We start from the raw sequence: 13,045 nt of genomic DNA on the forward strand, positions 1-13,045 counted from the left end.
GTCAACAACAACCACTCTAAATAGCTACCTACATAGATTTAATACCCATCGATAATGACAGACGCCCACTGATGTTATGGCCAACCCCATGCTGGGTCAGCCCCCCTAGGGGCCATCATACAAAGTTCCTAGGAGTCTATCCTGAAAATTAGCGAAGGATCCCATGAGCAGCCGCTTAGGTCTCCCAAAGATCCCTAATTAAACCCATGCGTTAGACTGATGGGAATTCACCCACGTTTTGAGAAATTAGGCAACCGCTATGACTCTTGCTGCTCCGCCACTGTCATCCCTACGCCTGCAGGAAATTCCTAATCAAACCTACCAGGCTGCCACTGATCGATTTGATGCCTCTTGGGCTGCTCCCCTGTCGACACTACTGGGCCTGGGTCGGGCGGCTGGAGCCGATTTCATTGAATTTTTTCTAGAGCGGCGCAACTACATTAGCTGCCTGGCCGAAGATGATGCTATCACAAGCATTTCCCCCAGTCTAACCACCGGTGCAGGGGTACGGGTTTTCAAAGGCAAAGCCGACTGCTACGTCAGCACTAATGATGTCAGCTTCCACGGCCTCAAAGCTGCCCTTGAAAAAGGGCTATCCATTATGGGGCTATTGCTACCCGCGAACTCCGCCTATGTGCCAGAAGTCACCCTGGAAATGTTCCGCGACTATGCTGCCACCAAGGAAAATTGGCTAGCTAACTGTAGCTCAATGCAGGTCATGGGCGATGTATTACTGGGGGCCAACGCCTCGGTAGAAAAGGTGGCCAAGCACCTCCAGGCAAGACGCACAGCCTACTTTAGAGATTGGCAAGAGGTCTTGGTGGCCAGTAGCGACGGCACCTTTGCCCGTGATATCCGCCTGACTCAGTCGGTGGGGGCCAACGTCCTCTGCGCCGACGGTGACCATCGCTCCTCCATTGGTCAGCGTTTGGGCAACACCAGCGACCCCAGCTTTCTAACCGCGTGGGACTATGGCACCACTGCCGAAGAACTGGCCGAGTCCGCAGGCAAAATGCTCTATGCCGACTATGTGGAATCGGGTAGCTATCCCATTATCATGGCCAACCACTTTGGCGGTGTGATCTTCCACGAAGCCTGTGGCCACCTGCTAGAGACTACGCAAATCGAGCGGGGCACCACACCTTTCATTGATAAGAAGGGCGAAAAGATTGCCCACGAAAATCTAACCGCCTGGGATGAAGGTCGTTCTAGCGAGTCCTTTGGCACCATCGATATGGATGATGAGGGCATGCCTGCCCAGCGCACCCTGTTGATTGAAAATGGTGTCCTTAAGAACTTCCTGTCTGATCGGGCAGGGGCTATGCGCACTGGCCACCCCCGCACTGGCAGTGGTCGTCGTCAGAACTATACGTTCTCCGCAGCATCTCGGATGCGTAACACCTTTATTGATACCGGTGACTACAGTCTGGATGACCTATTTGCATCAGTAGACAGAGGCATCTATTGCAAGAAAATGGGTGGCGGTAGCGTTGGTGCCACCGGTCAGTTTAACTTTGCAGTGGATGAAGCCTATTTAATTGAGAATGGCAAAGTCACTCGGCCCCTTAAGGGTGCCACCTTGATTGGTGAAGCCGTGGACATTATGCAAAAGATTTCCATGTGCTCCCAGGATTTGAGCTTAGCCCCTGGTTTCTGTGGCTCCATCAGCGGCAGCGTTTATGTGACCGTTGGTCAGCCTCACCTGAAGGTGGACAGCATCACAGTCGGTGGCCGGTAAACCACAAACCAGCCAGTAGGGTAGGCATTGCCACCGGCCAAACCCCCGATATCCCCGGAGGATGGGCAATGCCCCCCTCCCCACGCAATGACATTCTCTTCAAATATCTCGCTGTTATTGTTAACCCATGTCCAAAGTCATCGAAATTTCTTCTAACGCCCAAGCCATTGCCCAGCGTCTCGGCATCACCAAGTACGATATCTACGGTGCTACCACCGATAGCACCAGTGTGCAGGTAGATAAGGGCGAACCTAAACAAGTTAAAGCATCAAATCGGGCCAGCGTTACCGTACGTGTGTGGAACGACCAGGGCCGGTTGGGGGTTACCTCCACCACCGATGTGGATGAACGGGGTTTAGAACTAGCCTTAAAAACAGCGGCTGAAGCCAGCGCCTTTGGGGCCACTGAAAATATTCCTGATTTTAGTCCTGAAGCTACGGCTCCATTACCAGAGGTGGAGATTATCCTAGCTGATCCGGCTCCAGTGGGAACACTGATTGATCGGCTGGTGACCGCTGAACAGGCATTATTGAATGCCCATGATGCGATCGCAAGTGTCCCTTACAACGGCATCGCCCAAAACACGAGCGAAAACTTCTATGTGAACAGCGACGGTGCCCAACGTAGTGCTGAACGCACCTTCGCCTCCGTTTATCTGTACACCAAAACAGAACAGGAAGGCCGCAAACCCCGGTCTGGTCATGCCATGCGGGTGGGTGTAGGTCCCAATTCTCTGGATATCGACGGTTGTCTTAAGGAAGCGACAGATAAAACCCTTAGCCACTTAGACTATGAGAAAATTCAGTCAGGCAAATATCGCGTTGTCTTTTCTCCCGATGCATTTTTAAGCCTAATTCGGGCTTTTGGCAACCTTTATAACGCTCAGAGTGTTCTCGACAAACGCAGTCTCTCCACTGTCGAGAGTCTCAATACCACCGTTGCATCACCGCTGCTATCGGTTTACGATGACGCCCTGCATCCAGGCAATATTAGTTCCGAAACCTTTGATGGTGAAGGCACCCCCACTCGGCGACTGCCCATTATTGAAAATGGTGTGCTGACTAACTTTCTACACAGTGCAGGTACCGCCAAACGCATGGGGGCTCAACCCACAGGTCACGCTAGCATTGGTGCCAAAGTCAGCGTCGGCAGTAATTTTCTCCATATTACCCAGGGACAACCAGCAAAACAAAATTATAGCCTGGAAGATGCTGATGATAATATCGTTCTAATTGACGACTTACAGGCACTTCACGCTGGGGTCAATGCACTGCAGGGCTCTTTCTCACTGCCCTTTGACGGTTGGCTCATCCAAAAAGGCAAACGCACAAGTATTGAATCCGCAACGGTTGCTGGAGATTTTCGTCAGCTACTGCAATCCATCATCTATGTCTCCCCCGACGAAAAAGTGACGCCTAGTGGTGTTGCTCCTCATGTATGGATTGATGAATTATCGATCACAGGGGAATAACAGTGGAACCATGGTTGATCAGTGGTTGATCAGTCTCTAAGTCAGCCATGCAAAACAATACTGGCTTAATTACGTATTTCCTAGCGCATACTCGGTATCAACACGCCATGGGCTAGGAAATATCAACACACTATTCACACGGCGGATGTTTTCACTTTAAAGACGCTTCATTTTTTCTAGATTAAGGCAGCATTGTACGCTATTGGATAAGAGATATACTTACCCATATTGTAAGAATGACAAGCCTTACAGGTTCATCTCTAGCATCTGACCTACCTGATTTTCATAAATATGGTTTTCAACTTGAGTCTGAGCTGGGTGTCAATCGAGCTGGGGGACGAGTTACCTATTCAGCTACTCATCTAAAAACTAAACGGCGAGTAGTTATTAAACAATTTCAATTTGCTAAGTCTTCTGATTGGCAAGGGTATGACGCACTACTCCAGGAAGGGCAAGTTCTCAAAAGCCTCAAACATCCAGGCATTCCCAGGTATCTGGGAGCATTTAAAGCCGAAGAAGGCTTTTGCATGGTGCAAGAGTATAAACATGCCAAAAGCTTAGCGGAGCCCCGTAGTTTTAGCCCCGACGCAATTCGTCAAATCGCCGTCTCCTGTTTAGAAATTCTGGCCTATTTACAAAGTCGAATCCCACCCATTATCCATCGCGATTTTAAGCCTGCAAACATTCTGGTCAGCGATAACTTAAAGGTCTACCTCGTAGATTTTGGCTTTGCGCGCATTGGTGATGGTGAAGTTGGCATGAGCAGCGTTGTTAAAGGAACGCTAGGATTCATGCCGCCGGAGCAAATTTTTAACCGGCAGCTTACCGAAGCCTCAGATCTGTATGGGTTAGGAATGACCCTGATCTGTCTGCTGACCAACACACCCGCCCATCACGTAGGGAAATTAGTCGATGTCACTTACCAGGTTGATTTTAGTCAGTTCAAAGCCTATTTAAGCCCCCAATGGATAACGTGGCTCGAAAAAATGGTCCAGCCGCGTCTGAGCGATCGCTTCGAAAACGCCAGTGACGCCCTGGACAATATCCCAGAACATGGTCTACGCCAACCCCAGGCAAAGTTTAGCCAATCCACTATCAACCTGGTCGCCACAGACCGGGGAGAGCTATTAACAACGGCAATCACATTAAACAATTCTGTCCCCGAAACCACCTTAACGGGGCATTGGCAGGTTGCACCCCACAGCAGTGACCCCAATTTTGATAACGCTTACCATAGCTGGATTCAATTCTCCCCAACTGAGTTCCATGGCAATGACATCACAACTCAGCTTCAGATTGATACGAGTCAGTTAATGTCGGGGCAAACCTATCAGCGCAATCTATTACTGAGAAGCAATGCCCAAGAAGCAATTTATTCCCTTAATTTAAATGTGCAAACGGCCCCCATGCCGCTACTGAAGCCCCAAGGATCACCCTATCCATCACTGCTAGTTTTATTAGCAACCTGTTGGGTAACGGTTTGGGTTTTAGCGGCACTGGCCCCAGAGTATGAAGTGATTACACCGGGCATTAGAAACGTACTGATACTACTGGCACTCTTCGGCAATAGCCTGGGGATGCAAATCGGTGGTTGGCTGCTACATGAAGTCAGTCTTAAATCCCCAGCAGCTCGCATTATTACAATCGCAGGAGCCATCGCGGTCGCCCTAGTGGCACCCCTATGTCTATTGCTAGACATCACCGCTACCGACTACGTTACCTCCGCTATCACTGTGGGTCTTGGCATCATCAGCGGTAGTGTCATTGGGGTAATCGATGGTCTAACCATCGACCGTTTTTGGCAACGGGGCTTTCAACCCAAATTTTCCCTTGGGTTAACCTTACTAACCGGGTTATTGGGCACCAGCCTAGGCCTGGTCCAGGGTCTGACCCTTAGCGGTCCTTGGATTACGTTCGGATTAATTGCTAACGTGATTGCCATCGGCACTATGCTGACCTATATGCCTATCCAGCAGGCCAAGGCTATTGCCCTGTATCGTCGTAATGTGGAACGGAGTCTTATTCGTCCTTAGGCTCTAGGATAGACATGCATTGCCCATCAACAATAATTGCTCGTCAACAATATCTATCGATCACTCCTCATAAAATTAACTGCGCATTTTGAATTTAAAGGGGTAGCATTGGGATGTTCCATTGGAAAACGCTGTTAAATTGTGCCGTCAGCATTGGCATCAGATTTAGAGGGATTTTAGGATGACTCTTCGAAAACTAACACCGTTCATCGTATTCGGACTGCTTACAGTCGCAGGCAAGGCTTCGGCCCATATGGTTGAGACGAACTACTTTCTTGACCAGTTTTCGAACGAGCAATCCCAGCAAGTTTTAAGAATGCAGAGCACCTTTAGCAACGGTGCACCCCTTAAGGGTGCCAAGGTGAACGTGTATTCTCCCAATAATCCGATCAAACCCTGGACCCAGGGCGTTACCGACCAGGAAGGTCGGTTTAGCTTTAGCCCTGACCAAACCCTCACAGGTGACTGGGAAGTGATCATCCGTCAGCAGGGTCACGGCGATATTTTGACAGTCCCCGTCAATGAAACTGGCGTGACCACAGAACTGATTAGCGATATCGGTGACACCGATATCCACTACGGCGGTACCTCTTATATTGGCTGGGCCCTATCGTTGGGAACGCTAGTTACCTTAGGTCTTTGGCGACGCTTTCGGAAATAATTAAGCAAACTTCTACAGAATCAGGAAAACCAGTCGATCTAGACACAGATCGGCTGGTTTTTTAATGAATCTATAATGTGGAAACCCTGGTTGATCGCCCCTAACACATGGGAGCTTGCACAAGGCAAATCCCCGACAAGATACGCTGTCAGCAATCACTGATGGTGTGAACTATGGGGACCAATCTATAGTTAGGACAGCTTACAGATATACTCTTGTAGCTCTGCCAAATCTGTGTAGTGGTCAGCCAGATCAATTAAGGTATCGCTCGTCATCGATTGTAGGCTCACCAACTCTACCCGCACACCACGATAGCTCAGGGCATCTACCGCATAGGTTAAATGACCATCACCGCTCAATAAGGTGATGGTGTCGCAACTGTCAGCCAGACGTAGCATATCCACCGCCATTTCCACATGTAGATTGGCTCGACGGGAGCCATCAGCGACCTGGGCTAAATCTTTACTAATGACTCGATACCCATTGCGGTTAAGCCATAATAAGAAGCCACGCTGCTTTTCATTTTTAGGGTCTACACCGGTATAGAAGTAAGATCGCAGCAACTGCCGCTTGCCCACTAGCGCATTGAGCAACCGAACGTAGTCAACTTCAATCCCCAGATAAGAGGCGGAATAAAATAAGTTTGCGCCGTCAATTAAGACGGCCATGCGATCGCAACTAGCAGCAACATGATTGCCCGTATAGGGAGCAAACAATGTGCCATCTATGGGCGACAGCTTAAGATCCCCTCCTCGTGCCATACGACCGTTTGAGCCATGGGAAGAATGAGTCGCCCCATTGTGTTCAATATTATTTTCCATAAAGTTGATTGAAGCTGATATGCCGCAACATGCAGACTGGTTATATTGAGAATAGTATGAAATATTAATTATTTCTTAAGGTTTTATCCAGACTTTATAAAGTGCATTTGGATTTGAGCAGCTTCAAACTCTCAGAGAGACATCCCGTGAGCATCGGGCCGAAGGATTAATTTGAAATTGGTTTTGAGGGAATCGCCCAGTCTAAGCGACACAAATCAGGGATTTCTGTCCGATTTCCTCGTATTTTACGCTGGCAGCATGATAAATCCATTGCAGAACAAGAGAAGCTAATTTATAGTTTGCTACTCGATAGCATTTGTTTCAGATTGGGTCATTCCGCCAATCAGTAAAGGCTTTCCGGTAGGATGCCAATATTTAAGACATCGATTCTTGGCAAACGCTCATATCTTAAAGCTATGAACGAACCTTCTGACAAGGCAATGAACCCTGCAGACAGTAATGAACAGCAAGAAAACGCTGAAACGGATGAAAATAATGTCGTTCAGCTAGTTGATCAACTCATCAGGGCCAAGCGTATTACCTACACCCAATATCAATCCCTTTCAAAAATGGTCTTGGCCGATGGCACCGTCGATGAGCAAGAACGCCGTCAAATTAATCGCCTATTCGATGCCATTCAAGCAGGGGGCATACGTATTGTGGAATAGAAACTCTGTGGAATATTGGCATAGGCGTTAGCCAAAAATAGCCGCATCGGAGTTTTGTTGAAAAATATGCTCGTAGTCAAATTGCAACGCATTTTGATGACGCATCACAATGGCCCCCAAATGACTAATCTGTTTGGGGGAGAAGCTTGCCATCACTAGCGCCACCGTTTGTCCAGGCTTCAGCTGAGGGATACGGATAAAATATTCGCGACGGGCAAAAAAGCGATTTTCATCCTTAGGCACAATTACACCATTTAGGCGATGGGCTCGCTGCACCGGTCGAATATACAGGTTAAAAAAGTCTTCTTGATTGGGCTGCAACCCATAAAACCGCTCGTGCTGCTCCCAACTCATACTAAACAGCAATATGAGTAGCTCAAATCCAAGGATGTAGGTGAGGACGCGATTGTGTTCCTGGCCATCTATCATCAGCCGAATGGCAGATTCCAGGTAGGCTTCACCCTCATGATGACGCGCCTGGGCAGTGTGGACATAATACTGACGCACATAGCGCCGCAGGACACTTTCAGTCAGCTTGGTCTCAATATGAAAACGCTGTAGATGATGATAAATGCGCTGCGTCGTATCGCGATCGTGAATGATGCGCGAAATCACACCATCAGCTGTGTACTCATCCAAGAACTGTATCTGCTCCTCCAGTGGAGTCGCACACATCACATGGCATAGGGACAACACGTAGCGGCGTTGTACCCAGGGCAACCCTAATAACCACTGTTGAGCTTCTGGAGGCAGAGATTGAATTAATTGTTTTGTTTGGGGGCCATTAATCGCAGACATGCGACCTGTAATTTACCGGTTTGCATCACACAGTGCACTGACATTTTCAGGAAGTTTGACCTGAACAACCTGGTTTAGGCCTGTTCAGGACTACAGATAAGTAAGCAGACGATCAGGAAACTTTTGTGTTCCGTCTAATCGCTATACCGCTCTTCGGCCCAAGGTTCACCTCGTTTGTGATAGCCATTTCGTTCCCAAAAACCAAGCACTGGCTCTACAGAAAACTCTAGACCACTGAGCCACTTAGCACTTTTCCAAGCATACAGATGGGGGACAACTAATCGCAGGGGTCCGCCGTGCTGCGAGGGTAAAGGCTGGCCTTCCAGGGTATGGGCCAGGAAATTTTCAGGTCGGGCAAAATCTGCCATGGCTACATTTGTAGTGTAACCGCCGTAGCAGTGGGCCATCACATGGGCGGCCCGCCCATCCACCTCAACCGTCGATAATAAATCCATAACGTTGACGCCAGTCCACGTCACATCTAGCTTGCTCCAGGTCGTTACACAGTGAAAATCCGCAGTGAACTGGTGCTGCGGTAATGCCATTAAATCGGCCCAACGTAAGGTTTTAGCGGTGACTAAACCCGATAGATTTAGCTGCCACTCGTCCTGGGTCACCTCTGGCGTAGGTCCATAGGTCAACACAGGAAACCCTTTAGCTAAATGCTGACCTGGAGGTACACGATCAGCAACGTCAGGACCGGGCTTTTCAAAGAACTTCATAGGAGCTGCCTTAGTAAGGATGCTGCACGGGAGGTTGGGCTATGCAAAAACTGAGCTATGCAAAAACTGAGCCATGCAAAAGCTTGGCTATTTAATTGTAGGGTGGCGGGGAGCAGATTGTAGGGTGGCGGGGAGCAGCCCCCCATCACGATCAGCCAAAATTAAATGTAGCTTTTCAAGTTATTACAACTCTTTACACCTGGATCCCGTTTTCTGGCAGACTCGGATATGTAGCTATTATCTGAAACGTTGACCGGGCACGAGTTTTCGCAGTTAATTACGGTGTAGCCCAGCTCTACACAAGCTCTAAGAAAGTTGAAGCCATTTATGCATAGCTCTCATAAACGGTCAAAGTTGGCTAGATCAAAGCGTTGCCGTTCTAAACGGTGGAGTGTACCAAAGTTTTCAAATAGAGGAAGGTATTGCCAAATCCATGATTAACAACACTTTGTTTCGCCCTACAGCAATAAAGGCTAACAGAAAGAAATTTAATCCTGAGGGTTTTGATTTAGCTGTAGCTCTGAAGAAAAAAAAGGCAGCTGAAGCAGCAAAAGCGGCAACTCCTCCAACAGCTGATTTTGACGTTCAAAAAAACTATTTAAGTCCTTTCTCAGACAGTCAACCTGTAGAGCTCATCGGCACAACATCCGTTACAGATTTAGATGTTGTTATCCGCGCTGCCTATAAGCAGGTATTTGGTAATGCTCATTTAATGGAAAGTGAGCGCTCTGCGATCGCAGAATCTCAACTGCGTAGAGGCGAAATCACCGTGCTGGAGTTTGTGCGTCAGCTAGCCAAGTCCGATCGCTACCGCGCCGTATTTTTTGAAAACTGCCCCAACATCAGAGCGGTCGAATTAAACTTCAAGCATTTGCTGGGTCGGGCTCCTGAGAATAACGCAGAGATTTCTGAGCACATTCAAACCCTGGCTGAAGATGGCTTTGAGGCCGAGATTGATTCCTACCTGGATAGCGACGAATACTTCCAGGCATTTGGTACAGATTTAGTGCCCTACTATCGCGGTCATAAGACCCAAACAGGCAAGTCTGTATCTGGCTTTACCCACTCTGCTCAGCTGGTCAAGGGAGCCTCTAGCAGCGATAAATCCATTGAGAGCAACACCACACCTCAAATTCAGTCAGGTTTGCTAAGTGGCACACCGACTGAAATTAAGCCCCTAGCAACACTCCCCTTCTCCACACCTGTTATTCCAGAACAGGAATACCAGCAGCCTCAGCAGCAACTCACCAAAGCAGACTTTATTCCTGTCTATAAGTCAGCTGCCTTTTTATCGGAGCCGATCACGCCCAATGAGTGGGTTAAACAGTACAACGCTAAGCAGGCGGCGGCCACATTCCCAGCCTCTCGGGCTAGCCAGCCAGTTAAGTTGTCCCCCGGTGCCTCTGGTGAAGATGTTGAAATTGTTATCCGAGCTGCCTATAAGCAGGTGTTTGGTAACGTTCACCTGATGGAAAGCCAGCGCATGGCGACGGCTGAGTCCCAGTTCAAGGATGGGGCTTTGACGGTTAAAGAATTCATCCGGGCCTTAGCTAAGTCTGACGCCTATCGTTCTCTATTCTTTGAGAACTGCTCAAATGTTCGTGCCATCGAGCTGAACTTCAAGCATTTGCTAGGCCGGGCTCCTGATAATTTCAAGGAAGTGTCTAAGCATCTTGGCATCCTGGCGGAAGGCGGTCTCGAAGCTGAAATTGATTCGTACTTTGGTAGTGCGGAGTATGACGAAAACTTTGGTAAAGATACCGTTCCTTACTATGTAGCCTACGCCACCCAGACAGGTAAGAATGTTGCTGGTTACAACCGCATCTTTGATCTGATTAAGGGTCTTTCCAGCAGCGATCGCTCGGTTTCTGAGTCCATAAAAGCGAGTCAGAAATCCCAACTGCAAACAGCCCTAACCAAGACCTTCGAATCCAAGCAAGAAAACGTTTTCAATCCTAAGGGGTTCCAATTAGCCCAGGCCATTGGTACGCCCATCTTTGTTTCTAAACAGGATGTGGGGACGTCTTCTATCATCGGAGCCTATACTGACTCATTTGCTGAACAACAACCAGTTGAACTGATAGCGGGTGATAGTACTGCTCAAATCGATATAGTGATTGAAGCAGCTTACAGACAGGTGTTTGGTAACGCCCATCTAATGGAAAGCGAGCGCTTCCCCATCGCTGAGTCACAGCTACGCAACGGTGACATTACTGTCTTGGAATTTGTTCGGGCTTTAGCAAAGTCAGATAGATATCGCACCCTATTCTATGAGCGTTGCACTAACTTAAAAGCAGTGGAGCTGAACTTTAAGCACTTGCTGGGCCGAGCACCCGAGAGTGGTGCAGAGATCTCGCGTCATATTCAAATCTTGGCTGAGGAAGGATTTTACGCTGAAATTGACGCCTACCTGGATAGCGACGAGTACTTTGAAACCTTTGGGGCCAACATCGTTCCTTACTTCCGTGGCTACCAAACCCAAACTGGGAAAGGAATGGCCAGCTATACCCATTCCTTCCAGTTATTACGTGGTGCCTCCAGCAGCGATAAGCAACTGAGCCAGTATGGTAGTGCTGCCGTTGATCAGTCCATTCTCAAAAACCAGTCCAGCCGTATTCCTGATATCTCCGAGCAGACTGTTCCGGTAGCCGATATTCGTCCTAAGACTCAGCCCGCTGCTCCAGTCATAACCCCTGATTATTCCTTTAACCTGGAGGCCACAAGCCCTCTAGCTTCAGTTGAACGTACGTCCATTTGGCAAGGGCAATACAACGCTCTGGCGAATCAGGATCCCATCAAACTCAACGCCGGTGCATCGGATGAAGATGTGAATCTGGCGATTAGCGCTATCTATAAGCAGGTGTTGGGCAATGCCCACATCATGGAGAGCGAGCGGTTGGCTAGTGCAGAATCCCAACTGCGCAACGGTGACTTAACCGTACGCGGCTTTGTGCGTGTATTGGCTAAGTCAGACCTATATAAGTCTCGCTTTATTGATAATGCCCCCCGTTATCGCTGCCATGAGTTGAACTTTAAGCATCTGTTAGGACGGGCTCCTGAAAGCTATGACGAGACTGTTTATCACAGTGCCGTCGTGGACAACCAGGGTTACGATGCTGACATTGATGCTTACATCGACAGTGAGGAATATCAAACTGCTTTTGGTGAGAATACAGTTCCTTACTACCGTGGCTATAAAACCCAGACTGGTAAGCGTCTGTTAGGCTACGTCAACATGTTCGATATGCTCACCAGCGTTTCCACCAGTGACAAGGCAGGCTCCAACAAAGCTCGGGTCGAGAAGCGTCTCTCCTACGAAAACCCTGCTAAGGTTCAGCCGGTCACCGATGGCAATCTGTTGATTCAGAAAATGTTTGGTCTGATCTAGTAGCGCCCAATCAAAAATCGTAGCGGCGGTTAAGTCGTGACTGAGCCATGGCCTTCCAGATGCCTAAAACTAGGCATCTGGAAGGTTTTTAATATGTAAGCAAACCTAACCACTGAGGCAAACTGACCACTGGCAAGGGATGTTTTGGCCGTAGATCTAAAATGGAAATAGAGGTGCCCCTGTAACGTTACGTGCAATGCACATTGAGGCCACTATGACACGCCCAAAATGGCTGAGGCTAGGAATTTTAGGGATGCTCTGTGCGATCGCATCCCCGCTTGTCGTTCCCCCACTGGCTGAAGCAAATCAGATTATCATTCGCACCGACCACCACGGGCACCATCGATATCCTATTTACGAACGGCGATACCCTGCAAGAGACGATGTAACCGTAGAATTTATTGCTCGGGGCGACGAATGGGCCAATGTGTACGTTGACGGTCGTCGCATTTTTTCACCCCGCAATGCCAATCGCCGTAAGCGCTTCAACTTCAGAGAAGGGGCCTACGAAATCAAAATTACCGGTGCCGATTATTTTGATATCTGGGCAGAAGGCTATTTAGATGTGGGTCGCGATGATACCAACATTATTGTCGTCAGCTTTTCAGAAAGAGGCGTAAGGGTTTCCGGCGATCCCTATGCCTGGATTCCAATCTCCACAGAGCGCAGCTCCTCAAGGCGTCATCGTCGCTAATAGTTTGTCAAGCTCAAAGTTCAACGTAAGAGGGTGAATCGTGACTAGCGA

General features: G+C 48.6%; 10 protein-coding genes and 1 pseudogene. 8 read left to right on the forward strand and 3 right to left on the reverse strand.

Going from position 1 to position 13,045, the window contains the following annotated elements; all coding sequences use genetic code 11:
* Positions 1 to 259 precede the first annotated feature (259 nt).
* The 4 genes from SPB21_RS15885 to SPB21_RS15900 all read left to right on the forward strand — a co-directional run bounded on the left by SPB21_RS15885 (position 260) and on the right by SPB21_RS15900 (position 5,903).
* Positions 260 to 1,738 (forward strand): TldD/PmbA family protein, encoded by a 1,479-nt coding sequence (locus tag SPB21_RS15885; RefSeq protein ID WP_163667508.1) that lies wholly within the window; start codon positions 260 to 262, stop codon positions 1,736 to 1,738.
* A 127-nt stretch (positions 1,739 to 1,865) separates the two neighbouring features.
* Positions 1,866 to 3,209, forward strand: a complete 1,344-nt coding sequence (locus tag SPB21_RS15890; RefSeq protein ID WP_499867120.1) for a TldD/PmbA family protein — start codon at positions 1,866 to 1,868, stop codon at positions 3,207 to 3,209.
* 236 nt (positions 3,210 to 3,445) lie between these two features.
* A complete protein-coding gene (locus SPB21_RS15895; protein WP_499867121.1) occupies positions 3,446 to 5,242 on the forward strand; it encodes a serine/threonine protein kinase in 1,797 nt (598 codons plus the stop codon).
* A 181-nt stretch (positions 5,243 to 5,423) separates the two neighbouring features.
* Entirely contained in the window at positions 5,424 to 5,903 is a 480-nt protein-coding gene (locus SPB21_RS15900; protein ID WP_163667500.1) for a DUF4198 domain-containing protein, read from the forward strand.
* A gap of 191 nt (positions 5,904 to 6,094) precedes the next feature.
* Here SPB21_RS15900 and SPB21_RS15905 read toward each other — a convergent pair whose 3' ends face one another.
* Positions 6,095 to 6,724, reverse strand: coding sequence for a LabA-like NYN domain-containing protein (locus tag SPB21_RS15905; RefSeq protein ID WP_163667497.1), 630 nt, complete (start codon positions 6,722 to 6,724; stop codon positions 6,095 to 6,097).
* A 170-nt stretch (positions 6,725 to 6,894) separates the two neighbouring features.
* On the opposite strand from SPB21_RS15905, the pseudogene SPB21_RS15910 reads away from it, so the two are divergent.
* Together SPB21_RS15910 and SPB21_RS15915 are read left to right on the forward strand one after the other, a co-directional pair.
* Positions 6,895 to 7,074, forward strand: a pseudogene (locus tag SPB21_RS15910) (hypothetical protein); the annotation flags it as partial.
* A 66-nt stretch (positions 7,075 to 7,140) separates the two neighbouring features.
* Positions 7,141 to 7,392: a hypothetical protein gene (locus SPB21_RS15915; protein ID WP_163661787.1), complete on the forward strand. Its 252-nt coding sequence runs from the start codon at positions 7,141 to 7,143 to the stop codon at positions 7,390 to 7,392.
* Between the two features lie 27 nt (positions 7,393 to 7,419).
* On the opposite strand, the gene SPB21_RS15920 is transcribed toward SPB21_RS15915, so the two are convergent.
* Together SPB21_RS15920 and SPB21_RS15925 are read right to left on the reverse strand one after the other, a co-directional pair.
* Positions 7,420 to 8,190: a cobyrinic acid a,c-diamide synthase gene (locus SPB21_RS15920; protein ID WP_163667493.1), complete on the reverse strand. Its 771-nt coding sequence runs from the start codon at positions 8,188 to 8,190 to the stop codon at positions 7,420 to 7,422.
* A 134-nt stretch (positions 8,191 to 8,324) separates the two neighbouring features.
* Entirely contained in the window at positions 8,325 to 8,912 is a 588-nt protein-coding gene (locus SPB21_RS15925) for a sulfite oxidase-like oxidoreductase (RefSeq protein ID WP_163699035.1), read from the reverse strand.
* 433 nt (positions 8,913 to 9,345) lie between these two features.
* Between SPB21_RS15925 and SPB21_RS15930 the strand changes: the two genes are divergently transcribed.
* Together SPB21_RS15930 and SPB21_RS15935 are read left to right on the forward strand one after the other, a co-directional pair.
* Positions 9,346 to 12,300 carry a phycobilisome rod-core linker polypeptide gene (locus SPB21_RS15930; protein ID WP_499867123.1) on the forward strand — a complete coding sequence of 985 codons (2,955 nt, stop codon included), beginning with the start codon at positions 9,346 to 9,348 and terminating at the stop codon, positions 12,298 to 12,300.
* Positions 12,301 to 12,514: 214 nt separating this feature from the next.
* Positions 12,515 to 12,994 (forward strand): hypothetical protein, encoded by a 480-nt coding sequence (locus SPB21_RS15935; RefSeq protein ID WP_163699031.1) that lies wholly within the window; start codon positions 12,515 to 12,517, stop codon positions 12,992 to 12,994.
* Positions 12,995 to 13,045: the final 51 nt, after the last annotated feature.

The organism is Leptothoe sp. ISB3NOV94-8A, assembly GCF_043421595.1.
GTDB lineage: Bacteria > Cyanobacteriota > Cyanobacteriia > Phormidesmidales > Phormidesmidaceae > Leptothoe > Leptothoe turfae.